Annotated in this window: 23 protein-coding genes and 1 pseudogene; 6 read left to right on the top strand and 18 right to left on the bottom strand. The window is 50.7% G+C overall.

Features of this window, described 5'->3' with window-relative positions:
* Positions 1-329: 329 nt before the first annotated feature.
* Positions 330-878 carry a gamma carbonic anhydrase family protein gene (locus ABIB59_RS26200; RefSeq protein ID WP_039076835.1) on the top strand — a complete coding sequence of 183 codons (549 nt, stop codon included), beginning with the start codon at positions 330-332 and terminating at the stop codon, positions 876-878.
* Here the strand turns inward: ABIB59_RS26200 and ABIB59_RS26195 are convergent.
* The 6 genes from ABIB59_RS26195 to dprA are packed head-to-tail and all read right to left on the bottom strand — an operon-like array spanning position 860 to position 4,652.
* A complete protein-coding gene (locus tag ABIB59_RS26195; protein WP_071193701.1) occupies positions 860-1,117 on the bottom strand; it encodes a DUF1488 family protein in 258 nt (85 codons plus the stop codon). The two genes, ABIB59_RS26200 and ABIB59_RS26195, sit on opposite strands and share 19 nt — an antisense overlap.
* Entirely contained in the window at positions 1,114-1,932 is an 819-nt protein-coding gene (gene aroE / locus ABIB59_RS26190; protein ID WP_354037682.1) for a shikimate dehydrogenase, read from the bottom strand. The genes ABIB59_RS26195 and aroE overlap by 4 nt, the downstream gene beginning before the upstream one ends.
* A 4-nt stretch (positions 1,933-1,936) precedes the next feature.
* Positions 1,937-2,509: an L-threonylcarbamoyladenylate synthase type 1 TsaC gene (gene tsaC / locus ABIB59_RS26185; RefSeq protein ID WP_039076832.1), complete on the bottom strand. Its 573-nt coding sequence runs from the start codon at positions 2,507-2,509 to the stop codon at positions 1,937-1,939.
* On the bottom strand, positions 2,499-3,056 hold the full coding sequence (locus ABIB59_RS26180; protein WP_354037680.1) for a DNA topoisomerase family protein: 558 nt from the start codon (positions 3,054-3,056) through the stop codon (positions 2,499-2,501). The genes tsaC and ABIB59_RS26180 overlap by 11 nt, the downstream gene beginning before the upstream one ends.
* 26 nt (positions 3,057-3,082) lie before the next feature.
* A complete protein-coding gene (gene smg / locus ABIB59_RS26175) occupies positions 3,083-3,556 on the bottom strand; it encodes a DUF494 family protein Smg (protein ID WP_039076830.1) in 474 nt (157 codons plus the stop codon).
* Positions 3,528-4,652 (bottom strand): DNA-protecting protein DprA, encoded by a 1,125-nt coding sequence (gene dprA / locus ABIB59_RS26170; protein ID WP_317078747.1) that lies wholly within the window; start codon positions 4,650-4,652, stop codon positions 3,528-3,530. The genes smg and dprA overlap by 29 nt, the downstream gene beginning before the upstream one ends.
* Positions 4,653-4,779: 127 nt before the next feature.
* Here dprA and def point away from each other — a divergent pair, with 127 nt between their 5' ends.
* The 5 genes from def (at position 4,780) to mscL (ending at position 9,541) form a co-directional block, all read left to right on the top strand.
* Positions 4,780-5,289, top strand: coding sequence for a peptide deformylase (gene def / locus ABIB59_RS26165; RefSeq protein ID WP_039076828.1), 510 nt, complete (start codon positions 4,780-4,782; stop codon positions 5,287-5,289).
* A 14-nt stretch (positions 5,290-5,303) separates the two neighbouring features.
* The gene (gene fmt, locus ABIB59_RS26160) at positions 5,304-6,251 is read left to right on the top strand and encodes a methionyl-tRNA formyltransferase (RefSeq protein WP_107224656.1); all 948 of its coding nucleotides are present in this window, start codon (positions 5,304-5,306) and stop codon (positions 6,249-6,251) included.
* Positions 6,252-6,299: 48 nt separating this feature from the next.
* Positions 6,300-7,589, top strand: a complete 1,290-nt coding sequence (rsmB, locus tag ABIB59_RS26155) for a 16S rRNA (cytosine(967)-C(5))-methyltransferase RsmB (RefSeq protein WP_354037685.1) — start codon at positions 6,300-6,302, stop codon at positions 7,587-7,589.
* A gap of 22 nt (positions 7,590-7,611) precedes the next feature.
* Positions 7,612-8,988, top strand: coding sequence for a Trk system potassium transporter TrkA (gene trkA, locus ABIB59_RS26150; RefSeq protein ID WP_039076825.1), 1,377 nt, complete (start codon positions 7,612-7,614; stop codon positions 8,986-8,988).
* 139 nt (positions 8,989-9,127) lie between these two features.
* Positions 9,128-9,541 (top strand): large-conductance mechanosensitive channel protein MscL, encoded by a 414-nt coding sequence (gene mscL, locus ABIB59_RS26145; RefSeq protein WP_039076824.1) that lies wholly within the window; start codon positions 9,128-9,130, stop codon positions 9,539-9,541.
* Here mscL and ABIB59_RS26140 read toward each other — a convergent pair.
* The 12 genes and pseudogenes from ABIB59_RS26140 to rpmD form a co-directional block, all read right to left on the bottom strand.
* Positions 9,432-9,757, bottom strand: a pseudogene (locus ABIB59_RS26140) (alternative ribosome-rescue factor A). The gene mscL and the pseudogene ABIB59_RS26140 sit on opposite strands and share 110 nt — an antisense overlap.
* 66 nt (positions 9,758-9,823) lie before the next feature.
* On the bottom strand, positions 9,824-10,240 hold the full coding sequence (zntR, locus tag ABIB59_RS26135; RefSeq protein WP_039076822.1) for a Zn(2+)-responsive transcriptional regulator: 417 nt from the start codon (positions 10,238-10,240) through the stop codon (positions 9,824-9,826).
* Positions 10,241-10,242: 2 nt separating this feature from the next.
* The gene (locus tag ABIB59_RS26130; RefSeq protein ID WP_335256645.1) at positions 10,243-10,611 is read right to left on the bottom strand and encodes a DnaJ family domain-containing protein; all 369 of its coding nucleotides are present in this window, start codon (positions 10,609-10,611) and stop codon (positions 10,243-10,245) included.
* Positions 10,612-10,718: 107 nt separating this feature from the next.
* A complete protein-coding gene (rplQ, locus tag ABIB59_RS26125) occupies positions 10,719-11,105 on the bottom strand; it encodes a 50S ribosomal protein L17 (protein WP_001216372.1) in 387 nt (128 codons plus the stop codon).
* 40 nt (positions 11,106-11,145) lie between these two features.
* Positions 11,146-12,135: a DNA-directed RNA polymerase subunit alpha gene (locus tag ABIB59_RS26120; RefSeq protein WP_034461761.1), complete on the bottom strand. Its 990-nt coding sequence runs from the start codon at positions 12,133-12,135 to the stop codon at positions 11,146-11,148.
* Positions 12,136-12,160: 25 nt separating this feature from the next.
* The gene (rpsD, locus tag ABIB59_RS26115; RefSeq protein ID WP_000135224.1) at positions 12,161-12,781 is read right to left on the bottom strand and encodes a 30S ribosomal protein S4; all 621 of its coding nucleotides are present in this window, start codon (positions 12,779-12,781) and stop codon (positions 12,161-12,163) included.
* 34 nt (positions 12,782-12,815) lie between these two features.
* The gene (rpsK, locus tag ABIB59_RS26110) at positions 12,816-13,205 is read right to left on the bottom strand and encodes a 30S ribosomal protein S11 (RefSeq protein ID WP_002919257.1); all 390 of its coding nucleotides are present in this window, start codon (positions 13,203-13,205) and stop codon (positions 12,816-12,818) included.
* Positions 13,206-13,221: 16 nt separating this feature from the next.
* On the bottom strand, positions 13,222-13,578 hold the full coding sequence (gene rpsM / locus ABIB59_RS26105) for a 30S ribosomal protein S13 (RefSeq protein ID WP_003863308.1): 357 nt from the start codon (positions 13,576-13,578) through the stop codon (positions 13,222-13,224).
* 146 nt (positions 13,579-13,724) lie between these two features.
* Entirely contained in the window at positions 13,725-13,841 is a 117-nt protein-coding gene (gene rpmJ, locus ABIB59_RS26100; protein ID WP_000868187.1) for a 50S ribosomal protein L36, read from the bottom strand.
* Between the two features lie 30 nt (positions 13,842-13,871).
* Positions 13,872-15,203, bottom strand: a complete 1,332-nt coding sequence (secY, locus tag ABIB59_RS26095; protein ID WP_039076820.1) for a preprotein translocase subunit SecY — start codon at positions 15,201-15,203, stop codon at positions 13,872-13,874.
* A gap of 7 nt (positions 15,204-15,210) precedes the next feature.
* Complete coding sequence (gene rplO / locus ABIB59_RS26090; RefSeq protein ID WP_039076819.1) at positions 15,211-15,645, bottom strand: 50S ribosomal protein L15; 435 nt, start codon at positions 15,643-15,645, stop codon at positions 15,211-15,213.
* A gap of 3 nt (positions 15,646-15,648) precedes the next feature.
* A complete protein-coding gene (gene rpmD, locus ABIB59_RS26085; protein ID WP_001140434.1) occupies positions 15,649-15,828 on the bottom strand; it encodes a 50S ribosomal protein L30 in 180 nt (59 codons plus the stop codon).
* Between the last annotated feature and the right edge of the window lie 3 nt (positions 15,829-15,831).

The following is a 15,831-nucleotide window of genomic DNA, read 5'->3' as shown; positions in this document are numbered from 1 at the left end:
GCAGTGCAACGCGGCTTTCGCTCACCGTTGCGAGGTGGCGTATATTACGCTTTCCTCTTTCAGAGTCAACCCGTTATTTCAGGATTTTTCTCTTCGTTGTTCCGACCATCTCGTGAAGTGTTTCACATTGTCGTCTCAACGGAGGCGCATTATAGGGATCCCATTTTTTTGCACAAGCCTTTTTTCGATCTTTTTTACTGATTGTTGTTTTTTCGCCCTTTTCGCTGAGATCCCGTACGATCTGCTCGAATAATGACAAGTAAAAGGCTTGCACAAGGCCGTTATTGCCACCAAAGTCTTCTTCACAACCTGTTTTTGATGAGGTAGCTATGTCCGCAGTTTTACGTCCTTATAGAAATTTGTATCCTCAAGTCGGTGAAAAAGTGATGGTCGATGCCACCAGCGTCGTGATCGGCGATGTACGAATTGCTGATGATGTCGGCATCTGGCCACTGGTCGTTATCCGCGGTGATGTCAACTATGTAGAGATAGGGGCACGCAGTAATATCCAGGACGGTAGCGTATTACACGTTACGCATAAGTCTTCTTATAACCCGGAAGGTAACCCGCTGATCATTGGCGAAGATGTGACGGTGGGACATAAAGTCATGCTGCATGGCTGCATTATCGGTAACCGCGTTCTGGTCGGAATGGGGTCCATTTTATTAGATGGCGCGGTTATAGAGGATGACGTGATGATTGGCGCGGGCAGCCTGGTTCCGCAAAATAAACGCCTCGAGAGCGGTTACCTATACCTTGGCAGCCCTGTGAAACAGATCCGCCCGCTAAAAGAAGAAGAGATCGCAGGGTTAAAATACTCGGCGAACAACTACGTGAAATGGAAGGATGAGTATCTGGCTCAGGATAACCAGATATAACCCTGCTCGTCTTCCTGCTGCTCACGGATCAACTGTTCGGCCTCGTCTTCCAGATCCCAGCGGTTTTCCCGGAATAACGCCAGCCACAGCGCTGGCGAATCGCCTCCAAAACGTTCCGCCAGGACCTCAGCACGCATAATGCAGGTAAGTTGTAAACCATTAACCAGGGCAGGAAAACACACCGCCTGCTGGGCATCATTCCACTCTTCCCTGTCGGGAAATTGAATAGCCTGGTTCATTCCGCCAGTTCCCTCTGAAGCTGTTTAATAACAGATTCGATATCTGGCAATACGCCATGCCATAACAGCACGGAATGCGCAGCTTGCCCCACCAGCATCCCTAAACCATCGGCGCATCGCTGCGCCCCATTTTGCTGGCACCAGGCAAGGAAAGGTGTGCTGCCTTTTTGATAGAACATGTCGTAGCAAAAAAGCTCTGCATGAATGAGAGATTCGGGTAACTCGGGCACGCCTCCATCAATACCACTGGAGGTAGCATTAATGATGAGGTCGAATTCATGGCCTGCCAGCTCGGATAACGCAAGCGCATTCACGCTGCCGGTATGAGCAAAAAGCGTTGCCAGTTCTTGTGCTCGAGCCAACGTCCGGTTGGTTATTGTCACTGCGCAATCCAGCGAAAGCAGTGGGAGCAGTACGCCTCGTGCAGCGCCACCCGCACCAATTAGCAGGATGCGAAAGCCGGGTTTGATAAATGACAAGCGCTCCAGATCGCTCAATAACCCGATCCCGTCAGTGTTGTCACCCAGCAAGCGCCCATCATCAAGACGCTTTAATGTATTTACCGCCCCCGCAAGCGCAGCGCGTTCGGTAAGTTCATCTGCCCGACTGAAAGCTTCTTCTTTAAAAGGCACGGTAATATTGGCGCCTTTTCCTCCCGCAATAAAGAAAGCCTCAAGCGTATTGACGAAACCATCCACTGGCGCCAGTACGCGACCATAAGGATGTTCAATCTTTAACTGAGCCGCAAATTGCGCGTGAATAAACGGCGATTTGCTGTGTGCGACGGGGTTACCAAATACAGCGTAGGATTCCATAGCGTTAACCTTGACGAAATAATTCACCGGTGAGAGCGTCGCGAATTTCAGAAGGATTCTGGCGGCCACCCGTTTTCCCTTCCACGACAGGGAAGTCGGCACCAAATTGCTGGCGTACTTCGTCATCCGTTCTGCAAGGAGGTAAACCGGTCAAGTTTGCACTGGTTGATACCAGTGGTTTGCCGTACGCCTCGCACAGCGCGATCACCAGCGGGTGATCGGTAACGCGCACAGCCAAAGAGTCGAAACGCCCGGTCAGCCAGCGCGGCGTGGTAGCTTTGGCAGGAAAGACGAATGTTACCGGTCCTGGCCAGCAGGCGAAAACAGCCTGCCGCTGAGTCTCATTCAGCATGCTGTCGTCTATATAGGGCTTTAACTGCTCGAAACTGGCGGCGATCAGGATCAGTCCTTTCTCGACCGGGCGCTGTTTCAACTCAAGCAGACGATTTACGGCAATCTCACTGTCCGGGTCACAACCAACACCGAAAACCGCTTCTGTGGGATATGCGATGACTTTTTTATTTTTCAGGACCGCCACCGCAGCAGCAATGGGATCCAAATGCAGGTTATTCTTCACGAGTCTGTTCCGCCGTTACCGGCTTTCCACATTGTTTACTGGCGCAGAAACATCTGATGCCTTGCGCCGTTTTTTTCTCAATCAGTAGCGGGTAGTGGCATGTTGGACACTCCCCTGCCACGGGTTTGAAATTGATGACGAACTGACAATCGGGATAACGATCGCAGGAATGGAAGGTTTTGCCAAATCGCGACCGTCGCTGGATCAAGTGCCCGGTCTGACACTGTGGACATGTGATCGCGGTGTCATCGGGTTTGTCGATTTGTTCGGTATGTTCACACTCAGGATAGTGGCTACAGCCAATGAACATCCCAAACCGCCCCTGTCGCAGTACCAGTACGGCACCACAGACGGGGCAGTCTTGTCCATCCAGAATTTTAACGACGTGTCCATCCGCCTGACTTTTCAGCGGACGAACATAATCGCATTCCGGATAATGAGAACATCCGAGAAACGGACCATGCTTGCCGGAACGAATAACGAGTTCAGCCCCGCACTGTAGGCAGGGCTCGTTGTTACGCACCGTAAACAGTGCTGATTTGGCCATAAGGACTCTGGAAGCTGCAAAAATGATTAATGCAGCATACCTTCATTCACTTCAAAGAGTAATTCTTCCATTTGCTGGTAGGCGTTTTCACACCCTGGAATGTTAAACAGAACCATCAGAATGACCCATTTAAGGTCTTCCAGTTCGAATTCTGCCGTATCCAGCGCCAGCACACGTTCAATCACCATTTCACGTGTTTCGAGGTTTAGCACCTGAATCTGCTCCAGGAATAATAAAAATCCCCGGCAACTGGCATCCAGCCGTTCACACTCTTCTGGCGTATAAATACGCACGGAGAGCGGGTCAGAAGCGAGCTGCATCGGTTCGGCAAGGCCTTCCTGATAATCAGCCAGCTTTTCAAGCCACAGAAGCGCGTTATAGATATCTTCACGATCAAAACCAGCGTCGGTAAGGTCCCGTTCCAGTTTGTCCTGATCCACCCGCATTTCAGCTTCGTTATGGATGTAAGTCTCAAACAAATACATTAGTACGTCGAACATGGCTTGCCCTCCTTAATCGGACATAGCCGCCGGGTACAGCTGCGATCCACCCTGCTAACTCCAGTTCAAGTAGCTGAGCCACAGTTACTGGCACAGGTTGGCCGGCACGTTCAGCGACGACGTCAACAGGTGTTACCTCATCTCCTACGTTAGCCAGGAGCTCGGGAAATGGCAATGCCACCTCTTCTTGATCTGGCGAATAAATTGAATTTTCGTTACCTGGCTGCAACCAATGTAGCCCGTATTGCAAACTTTCCAGAATCTCTTCTGGCGAGACAACCAGGAGCGCGCCCTGCTGTATCAACCAGTGCGGCCCCTCACTGCCGGGATTTCCTACCGGACCGGGGAGCGCAAAAACTTCACGCCCCTGTTCCACCGCACAGCGCGCAGTCACTAATGAGCCGCTGCGTAAAGCAGCTTCAATAACCAGCACCCCACGACTAAGCCCACTAATGATGCGATTACGTCGAGGGAAATTGCCCGGATTAGGTGTAGTCTTGAGGGAAAATTCGGAGACGAGCGCCCCACCATTGGCAACGATGTCAGCAGCCAGGGAGATATGACGCCGTGGATACACGGTAAAAAGGCCATGCCCCAATACACCAATGGTTTTACCCTGCGCGATAAGCGCTGCGCGATGCGCAACACTGTCGATCCCAAGTGCCAGTCCACTGGTAATGGTTAAACCGCTCCGTGCCAGAGCTTCACAAAACTGAGTCCCCCAACGCTCGCCGTACCATGAATGTGCTCGACTGCCAACGACAGCAATCTGCTGGCTCGCCAGCACATCTGGATCCCCTTTAATAAAAAGCGCACCAGGATAATCAGCAAGCGCCCGTAACTGCGGAGGATATTGCTTCTCGCAGGCCAGAATAAGATGATGCTGTGGCTGCTCAAGCCATAGCAAACTCTCTTCAATTTCCCGCGAGCTCATGGCCAGAAACCGTCTGGCCTGTTTTGCCGTCAGGCCGCTTGAGGTTAACGTCTCAGCATCAATCACAGCGCTATTTGCCAGGCTTTGCGCCGCCCTGAGCATCCCCTCACCGAACAGATCGCCTGTATATATCAGGCGCAACCATATTTCTGTAGAAGTCATCTGCATCCCTGCCATAAATAGCTCGCCCAATCCTTGCGATTGGTCACCGATGCTGTCAATCGGAGGGGGATTTGTCTAGAATAGAGGGAATAATCTTTCTTACTCTTGAACACGACTCTGGATATTTATGGCAGTTTTGCAAGTGTTACATATTCCGGACGAGCGTCTTCGCAAAGTCGCCGCGCCGGTAAAAGAAGTTAATGCAGAAATTCAGCGTATCGTCGACGATATGTTTGAGACGATGTACGCCGAAGAAGGTATCGGTCTGGCTGCAACCCAGGTAGATATTCATCAACGTATTATCGTTATTGATGTCTCTGAAAACCGCGATGAGCAACTGGTGTTAATTAACCCGGAACTGCTGGAAAAAAGCGGCGAGACGGGAATTGAAGAGGGTTGCCTCTCTATTCCAGAACAGCGTGCGCTTGTTCCGCGTGCCGAAAAAGTGAAAATCCGCGCGCTGAACCGCGAAGGTCAAACCTATGAGCTGGAAGCGGATGGCCTGTTGGCTATTTGCATTCAGCATGAGATGGATCATCTGGTCGGAAAATTGTTTATTGACTATCTGTCACCACTCAAGCAACAACGTATTCGCCAGAAAGTTGAAAAACTTGATCGCATGAAAGCGCGAGCTTAAGGATAAGAATCCACGTGTCAGATTCACTACGCATTATATTTGCCGGCACACCTGATTTTGCAGCGCGTCACCTCGACGCGCTGCTCTCTTCTGAGCATCAGATCGTTGGCGTATTCACTCAGCCTGATCGTCCTGCCGGACGCGGCAAAAAATTGATGCCGAGCCCGGTCAAAGTACTGGCTGAAGAGAAAGGGATTCCGGTATTTCAGCCAGTGTCTCTTCGTCCACAGGAAAATCAACAGCTCGTTGCCGATTTGCAGGCCGATGTCATGGTGGTTGTCGCCTACGGCCTCATCCTGCCGAAAGCTGTTCTGGAGATGCCTCGTCTCGGCTGCCTGAACGTACACGGTTCTTTGCTCCCACGCTGGCGTGGTGCGGCACCGATCCAACGTTCCCTCTGGGCGGGTGACACGGAAACTGGCGTCACCATCATGCAAATGGATGTCGGGCTGGACACGGGGGATATGCTTTATAAGCTCTCCTGCCCAATCACTGCCGAAGACACCAGTGCGACACTCTACGATAAGCTGGCACAACTTGGCCCGCAGGGTTTGCTCGCAACGCTGACGCAAATTGCAGCCGGTACGGCAACGCCCGAGATTCAGGACGAAACGCAGGTTACCTATGCTGAAAAACTTAGCAAAGAAGAAGCGCTTCTTGACTGGTCTTTGCCTGCTGAACAGCTGGAGCGTTGTATTCGAGCCTTCAATCCCTGGCCAATGAGCTATTTCGTCATTGAGGATCAGCCCGTTAAGGTCTGGAAGGCGTCGGTGATAAATAGCCAGGCTAAAGCCGAACCCGGCACCATTATTGAAGCTAATAAGCAAGGTATTCAGGTTGCAACGGCTGAGGGCATTTTGAATCTTGAATCGCTCCAACCCGCCGGTAAAAAAGCGATGAATGCCCAGGATTTACTAAACTCCCGGCGGGAGTGGTTTACGCCGGGCAATCGTCTGGTCTGACAATTATCTTTAAGCCCGGTACTACCGGGCGTTTTTATTTTCGTGGCTATGAAAAAAAATATTAATTTACGCAGCATGGCGGCACAGGCTATCGAGCAGGTCGTTGAGCAAGGGCAATCCCTGAGTAATGTTCTTCCGCCGCTACAGCAAAAAGTCTCCGATAAAGACAAAGCACTGCTGCAGGAGCTCTGCTTTGGCGCACTGCGAACGCTCCCGCAACTGGACTGGCTTATCAACAAGCTGATGTCCCGCCCAATGACGGGTAAACAGCGTACCGTGCATTATCTGATTATGATTGGCCTGTATCAGCTACTGCATACCCGTATTCCGGCTCACGCCGCGCTGGCAGAGACCGTTGAAGGTGCCGTTGCTATCAAGCGTCCACAGCTTAAGGGCCTGATTAATGGTGTATTGCGTCAGTTCCAGCGCCAGCAAGAAGCCTTACAGGCTGAGTTTGAACAGAGTGAACAACGCTTCCTGCACCCAACATGGTTGCTAAAACGCCTGCAAAAAGCGTATCCACAACAGTGGCAACATATTGTCGAGGCCAATAATCTGCGTCCACCTATGTGGTTGCGTGTCAATCGTAACCATCACTCCCGTGACGCCTGGCTGGCGCTGCTGGCCGAAAGCGGAATGGAAGGATTCTCACATCCGGATTATCCCGATGCTGTACGCATGGCATCCGCGGTTCCTGTAAGCGCATTACCCGGTTTTGATGAGGGCTGGGTCACTGTCCAGGATGCTTCCGCACAGGGCTGCATAACCTTCCTTGAACCGCAAAATGGTGAACGCATCCTGGATTTGTGTGCCGCCCCAGGCGGTAAAACCACACATATCCTTGAAGCCGCTCCGCAAGCCCGCGTTCTGGCTATCGACATTGACGAGCAACGTCTTTCCCGCGTCTATGACAACCTCAAACGTCTGGGAATGAAGGCTGAGGTGAAGCAAGGCGATGGACGTCACCCTGCACAATGGTGCGGCGATGAGATATTTGACCGTATTTTGCTGGATGCGCCCTGCTCAGCAACGGGGGTTATTCGTCGCCATCCGGATATCAAATGGTTGCGCCGGGATCGTGACATCAGCGAACTTGTACAATTACAGGCTGAGATTCTTGATGCTGTCTGGCCACATCTTAAACCTGGCGGGACGCTGGTGTATGCCACGTGCTCAGTTTTGCCGGAAGAGAACAGCCAGCAAATTGCCGCATTCCTTTCACGTACGCCTGATGCTCGCTTAAACGTAACGGGAACACCAGAACGGCCAGGTCAGCAGAATCTGCCTGGAGCCGAAGAGGGTGACGGCTTCTTTTACGCTAAGCTTTCCAAACAATAAGTAGGATAACGGGTCGCAGCTGATGAAAATCATAATACTGGGCGCGGGGCAAGTCGGCGGAACGCTGGCGGAAAACCTGGTCGGTGAAAATAATGACATCACCGTCGTGGATACTAACGGCGATCGTCTGCGTAGTCTGCAGGACAAATTTGATTTACGCGTCGTCCAGGGGCATGGTTCACATCCACGCGTGCTGCGCGAGGCTGGTGCTGACGACGCAGATATGCTGGTTGCGGTAACCAGTTCTGACGAAACGAATATGGTTGCCTGCCAGGTGGCCTATTCATTGTTTAATACGCCAAACCGTATTGCACGCATCCGCTCTCCGGACTATGTGCGTGACGCAGACAAGTTGTTCCATTCTGAAGCTGTGCCTATTGACCACCTCATTGCCCCGGAGCAATTGGTCATCGACAGTCTTTATCGATTGATTGAATACCCGGGGGCGCTTCAGGTTGTGAATTTCGCCGAGGGGAAAGTTAGCCTCGCTGTCGTAAAAGCCTATTACGGCGGTCCCCTGGTAGGAAACGCGCTATCAACCATGCGCGAGCATATGCCGCATATTGATACTCGCGTCGCCGCTATTTTCCGTCATGACCGCCCAATTCGCCCGCAGGGTTCAACGATTGTCGAAGCCGGTGATGAAGTCTTTTTCATCGCCGCGTCTCAACATATTCGCGCCGTGATGAGCGAGTTACAGCGTCTTGAAAAACCCTATAAGCGCATCATGCTGGTTGGCGGCGGGAATATCGGCGCTGGCCTGGCAATGCGCCTGGAAAAAGATTACAGCGTTAAATTGATCGAGCGCGATCAACAACGCGCGGCGGAACTGGCGGAAAAACTACAAAACACCATTGTGTTTTATGGTGATGCGTCGGATCAGGAACTGCTCGCAGAAGAACATATTGATCAAATGGATCTCTTCATTGCCGTCACCAACGATGATGAGGCGAATATCATGTCCGCCATGTTGGCCAAGCGAATGGGCGCCAAGAAAGTCATGGTGCTCATTCAACGCCGTGCCTACGTCGATCTGGTGCAGGGCAGCGTGATCGATATTGCGATTTCACCACAGCAGGCCACTATTTCTGCGTTGCTAAGCCATGTGCGCAAAGCAGATATCGTCGGTGTGTCATCGCTGCGCCGCGGTGTTGCCGAAGCGATAGAGGCTGTGGCACATGGTGATGAGAGTACCTCGCGTGTCGTCGGACGTGTTATTGATGAGATTAAGCTGCCACCAGGCACAATTATCGGTGCCGTCGTGCGCGGTAATGATGTGATGATCGCCAACGATAATTTACGTATCGAACAGGGTGACCACGTCATCATGTTCCTTACCGACAAAAAATATATTACCGACGTTGAGCGCCTGTTCCAGCCCAGCCCTTTCTTCCTGTAATTATCGGGCGCCAGACCGGCGCCTTTTATTTAACCCTGGTTTTATCAATGTTAAAAAAATTCAGCAAATTTTTACCCTCAATGGAAAACGAGAATACATTTGTTAGACTTAACTTGTCTGACAGCACAAGGAGAAGAGCATGAGCTTGCTAAAAGAATTTCGCGAATTTGCGATGCGGGGAAATGTAGTTGATTTGGCAGTAGGTGTGATCATTGGGGCAGCATTCGGCAAGATTGTGTCGTCACTGGTTGCTGATATTATCATGCCGCCATTAGGGTTACTGATTGGTGGAATAGACTTTAAGCAATTTGCCCTAACTTTACGCGAAGCACAAGGCGATGTCCCGGCAGTCGTAATGCATTACGGTGTCTTCATCCAGAATATTTTCGACTTTATTATTGTCGCGTTTGCTATTTTCATGGCGATTAAATTGATTAACCGTCTCAAACGTAAACAGGAAGATGAACCCAAAGCACCGCCGGCTCCTGGCAAAGAGGAATTGCTGTTAACAGAAATCCGCGATCTGTTGAAAGAACAAAATAAACGCTCCTGATTAAGCTGTTTTAAGCAGAAGGCCAGTGGTAAATAAGCGATTCGCTTGCTTGCCACTGGCCTCCCAGTTCCCTTTTTTACCATGTTTGTCTTTGCGTAAATAACTCCCTTTCCCCTTCTTATTCTTCTCAACTCGCTGTCTGAACAAAGGATCATGAAGCAATGCCTCGATGGCGTTATTGTTAATTTGCCCTTTCTTATGCTGATAGTGGCTCATAATTTCTCCAGATTGTGGTTTAAAACGGCGCAAGTGTAGGCTTGCTGGCAACAAAAATCAATGTCCCTAAGGAGCGCTGCTGGCCCCCTGCTCCAGGGCTTCGAGTATTGAGCAATAGACGCTACTGTGCGCACTCCCACAGCAAGCATCATTCAATTTCTGTAGAGAGCGTTGCATAATCTGCAATTCCTGAATTCTCGCTTCAACCTCGCTCAATCGCGCCTGAACAATGCTCTTGGATTCCTGGCAAGTGTGATGCTCAGGATCGATACGGATAGAGAGCAATTCACGAATAGACTCAAGCGTAAATCCAAGCTGGCGTGCATGTCGGATAAATTTCAGACGCTGTAAGTCATTGTCCGAATAAAGGCGAAAGCCACCCTCCGTTCTGATCTCGTGATCCATCATCTGCTGTTTTTCATAGTAGCGAATGGTGTCCGGGGTAACGTCAGCCAGTTTGGCTAATTCTCCAATGCGAAACATCTCTACTCCTCATCTAATTTCAGCATTAATTTTTCCGCATATTCGCCGCGAAGGAATTCCGTACTTAGTCCAGCTTGCTTCAATTTCAGCTCCAGAAGCGTCAATCTTCGACTTACTTCATGATAATCCGGATGATCCTGGTGTATATGAGCCAGTAAGTCTGACAAAGCGAGTGCTTCTTTACGATATTCAAGTTCAGGCGGAAGACAGCCCGCATTTTTGAGTAAACGAAACCCTGCGCGTAGTTCAGGCGGGACATACGAATCATCGTCCAGGACAAGCGGTTTACCGTTACCAGGCAAATGCTCAAATTCACCTTTTTTCTGCGCATCGAGGATATGTCGTTCTGCCCACTGGTCAAGTAACCACATACCACCTCCAGGAGAGGAACGAAAAACTTATAGACATTGTAGAGAATATGGAGGTTTTGCGGGTATAAAAAAACCCGCCGAAGCGGGTTTTCTTACGTTACTGCAGATTACTCTGCAGCAGCTTCTGCTTTCGATTCAGAACGATCAACCAGCTCGATGTATGCCATCGGCGCATTGTCGCCTGCACGGAAGCCACACTTCAGAATGCGAGTGTAACCACCGGCACGGCTCGCGAAACGCGGGCCCAGTTCGTTAAACAGTTTTGCCACGATCTCGTTATCACGAGTGCGGGCGAATGCCAGACGACGATTAGCAACGCTATCAGTCTTGGCAAGAGTAATCAGCGGCTCAACTACGCGACGCAGTTCTTTCGCTTTCGGCAGGGTCGTCTTGATGATTTCATGACGAACCAGCGAACCTGCCATGTTGCGGAACATAGCCTGGCGATGGCTGCTGTTGCGGTTCAGTTGACGACCACTCTTACGATGGCGCATGACCTTATCCTTCTCAGTAAAACCTTAACCTGTGATCCGGTTACTCGTCAGCAATGCTTGCCGGCGGCCAGTTTTCCAGGCGCATGCCCAGAGACAGACCACGTGAGGCCAGCACATCTTTAATCTCGGTGAGAGATTTTTTACCCAGGTTCGGCGTTTTCAGCAACTCAACCTCGGTACGCTGTACCAGATCACCGATATAGTGGATAGCTTCTGCCTTGAGGCAGTTAGCAGAGCGGACAGTCAATTCCAGATCGTCAACAGGGCGCAGCAGGATCGGATCGAATTCTGGTTTCTCTTCTTTCACTTCCGGCTGACGTACATCACGTAAATCAACGAAAGCTTCCAGTTGTTCAGCCAGAATGGTGGCCGCACGACGAATCGCCTCTTCAGGATCGATTGTGCCGTTGGTTTCCATTTCGATGACCAGCTTGTCCAGGTCGGTACGCTGTTCTACACGCGCTGCTTCAACATTGTAGGCAATACGCTCTACAGGGCTGTAGCATGCGTCGACCAGCAGACGGCCGATTGGGCGCTCATCTTCTTCCGAATGAATTCGGGCAGAAGCCGGCACATAACCACGACCGCGCTGAACTTTGATACGCATGCTAATAGACGCGTTCTCATCGGTCAGGTGGCAGATCACGTGCTGCGGCTTGACGATTTCGACATCACCGTCGTGGGTAATGTCGGCTGCAGTCACAGGGCCAATGCCAGATTTATTCAGAGTAAGAATAACATCATCTTTACCCTGAACTCTCACCGCCAGCCCTTTCAGGTTGAGCAGGATTTCAAGGATATCTTCCTGAACGCCTTCTTTGGTGCTGTACTCATGAAGTACACCATCAATCTCAACCTCGGTCACCGCGCAACCCGGCATCGATGAGAGCAGAATACGGCGCAGTGCGTTACCCAGAGTATGGCCAAAGCCACGCTCTAAAGGCTCAAGGGTCACCTTGGCGTGCGTCGAACTCACTTGCTCGATATCTACCAGGCGCGGTTTTAGAAACTCTGTCACAGAACCCTGCATTGTGTCCTCTCTTTGGTACTAAGCTTTACTTGGAGTAAAGCTCGACGATCAGGTGTTCGTTAATGTCCGCAGACAGATCAGAACGCTCCGGCTTACGCTTGAACGTGCCTTCCATCTTGCCAGCATCAACTTCCAGCCAGGTTGGCTTTTCACGCTGCTCAGCCAGCTCCAGAGCGGCTTTCACGCGAGACTGCTTTTTCGCTTTCTCACGAATGCTAACAACGTCATTCGGACTAACCTGATAAGAAGCGATGTTAACAACACGACCGTTTACCATGATAGCCTTGTGGCTAACCAGCTGGCGTGCTTCTGCACGAGTGGCGCCGAAGCCCATACGGTATACAACGTTGTCCAGACGACCTTCCAGCAGAGCCAACAGGTTTTCACCGGTGTTGCCTTTCAGACGTGCTGCTTCTTTATAGTAGTTACGGAACTGACGCTCCAGCACACCGTAGATACGGCGAACTTTTTGCTTTTCACGCAACTGCACACCATAGTCAGACAGACGCGGTTTACGCGCACCGTGCTGGCCAGGAGCTTGTTCAATTTTACACTTGGTATCGATCGCGCGAACGCCAGACTTAAGGAATAAGTCGGTGCCCTCACGACGGCTCAGCTTGAGCTTAGGACCCAAATATCTTGCCATTTTCTTTCTCCAACAATCCTAGAAAACGAGCGCGTTATACGCGACGTTTTTTCGGCGGACGACAACCGTTATGAGGGATCGGAGTCACATCAGTAATATTAGTGATGCGGAAACCAGCGGCGTTCAGAGCACGAATAGTAGATTCGCGACCCGGACCCGGACCTTTGACCATAACTTCCAGATTCTTGATGCCGTATTCTTTAACGGCTTCTGCACAACGCTCTGCTGCAACCTGAGCTGCGAACGGAGTGGATTTGCGAGAACCACGGAAACCGGAACCACCGGCTGTTGCCCAACCCAATGCGTTACCCTGACGATCAGTAATAGTAACGATGGTGTTGTTGAAAGAAGCATGGATATGAGCCACGCCGTCAGAGACTTGTTTTCTTACACGTTTACGTGCACGAATTGGTGCCTTTGCCATTATTCAATCACCCCGATTATTTCTTGATCGGTTTGCGCGGACCCTTACGGGTACGTGCGTTGGTCTTAGTACGCTGACCGCGCACTGGCAGACCACGACGATGACGCAAACCGCGATAGCAACCAAGATCCATCAGGCGCTTGATGCTCATGCTGATTTCACGGCGCAGATCACCTTCAACGACAAATTTGGCAACTTCGTCACGCAGCGTGTCGATTTGTTCTTCAGACAGCTCACTGATCTTAACATCTTCAGCGATACCCGCTGCAGCCAGGATGGCTTTGGAACGGGTCTTGCCGACGCCGTAGATCGAAGTTAATGCGATCACGGCATGTTTCTGATCAGGAATGTTAATGCCTGCTATACGGGCCACTATGCACTCCTATAATTTTACTTGTACGCACCATGCTGAAAAGCCCGTTTTCAGGATACTCAAATGGAAACGCACAGACATACAAAAGATTGGCTGGCTAATCTAGCCAGCTCAACCCAACTTTGCAAGAAAAATATGCGAAATAATCAGCCTTGGCGCTGTTTATGTTTCGGCTCGGCACTGCAAATCACGCGGATGACGCCATCACGCTTAACGATTTTGCAGTTACGGCATAATTTCTTGACGGAAGCACGAACTTTCATTTTTACTCTCCGTAACTTCTCGGGCGACCATTAACGGCCATAGCCTTTCAGGTTCGCCTTCTTCAATGCAGACTCGTACTGACTTGACATCATCAGAGTTTGCACTTGAGCCATAAAGTCCATAATCACGACAACAACGATAAGCAGCGAGGTCCCACCGAAGTAGAACGGCACTTTCATCGCATCACGCATGAACTCCGGGATCAGGCAGATAAAAGTAATATACAACGCACCAATCAAAGTCAGGCGTGTCATTACCTTATCGATATACTTCGCCGTTTGCTCTCCCGGACGAATTCCTGGTACAAATGCACCGGACTTCTTCAGGTTATCTGCTGTTTCACGCGGATTGAAAACCAACGCCGTGTAGAAGAAACAGAAGAAGATGATTGCAGACGCATAGAGTAACACATAAAGCGGTTGCCCAGGCTGCAAATACAGCGAAATTGTTGTCAGCCAGTTCCAACCAGTACCGCCCCCGAACCATGACGCGATGGTTGCCGGGAACAGAATAATACTGGAAGCGAAAATTGCCGGGATTACCCCCGCCATATTCACTTTCAGCGGCAAATGTGTGCTCTGAGCAGCATAGACACGACGCCCCTGCTGACGTTTAGCGTAGTTTACCACAATGCGGCGTTGACCACGTTCAACGAATACAACAAAGAACGTCACTGCAAATACTAATACTGCAACCAACAGCAACAGGAGGAAGTGCAGGTCGCCTTGACGCGCTTGCTCGATAGTATGGGCAATGGCTGGCGGGAGTCCCGCAACGATACCGGCGAAGATAATGATTGAGATACCGTTACCGATACCACGCTCAGTAATCTGTTCGCCGAGCCACATCAGGAACATTGTCCCTGTAACCAGACTCACAACAGCGGTGAAATAGAATGCAAAGCCCGGGTTAATAACCAGGCCCTGCATACCAGGCATATTCGGCAAACCGGTAGCAATACCGGTTGCCTGAAATATTGCCAGCACCAGAGTGCCGTAACGGGTGTACTGGCTAATCTTACGACGACCAGATTCCCCTTCTTTCTTCAGTTCTGCCAGGGCCGGATGAACGACCGTCAGCAGCTGGATAATAATTGATGCCGAGATGTACGGCATAATACCCAGAGCGAAGATAGAAGCACGGCTGAGAGCACCACCAGAGAACATGTTAAACATTTCAATGATGGTGCCTCGCTGTTGCTCAAGCAGTTTGGCAAGTACAGCGGCATCAATACCAGGGATCGGAATAAAAGAGCCAATACGGAACACAATAAGCGCACCGATAACAAACAGCAGTCTGCGTTTCAGCTCGCCTAAGCCACCTTTGGCACTTTGAAAATCTAATCCCGGTTGTTTAGCCATCTGCTACTTATTCCTCGATTTTACCGCCAGCAGCTTCGATAGCAGCACGAGCGCCTTTAGTAACACGCAGGCCACGAACAGTTACCGGAGTAGAAACTTCACCAGACAGGATCACTTTCGCGAACTCGATCTGAATACCGATAATGTTTGCTGCTTTCAGCGTGTTCAGGTCAACTACGTCGCCTTCTACTTTAGCCAGATCAGAGAGGCGGACCTCTGCAGTGATCATTGCTTTACGAGAAGTGAAACCGAATTTCGGCAGACGACGGTACAGAGGCATCTGACCACCCTCGAAACCGCGACGTACGCCACCGCCAGAACGAGAGTTCTGACCTTTGTGACCACGACCACCGGTTTTACCGAGGCCAGAACCGATACCACGACCCAGGCGTTTACCCGCCTTTTTGGAGCCTTCGGCCGGAGACAGAGTATTTAAACGCATCTCTTACTCCTCAACTTTAACCATGAAGGAAACCGCGTTGACCATACCACGAACAGCAGGAGTATCCTCGCGCTCTACGGTGTGACCAATACGACGCAGACCCAGGCCAAGCAGCGTTGCCTTGTGTTTCGGCAGACGACCGATTGCACTGCGGGTTTGAGTAATTTTAATAGTCTTTGCCATGGT

Source organism: Citrobacter sp. UYEF32, assembly GCF_040546205.1.
Classification (GTDB): domain Bacteria; phylum Pseudomonadota; class Gammaproteobacteria; order Enterobacterales; family Enterobacteriaceae; genus Phytobacter; species Phytobacter diazotrophicus.
The sequence above is the reverse complement of the archived record's forward strand: the minus strand, read 5'-3'. Positions and strand labels throughout refer to the sequence as shown.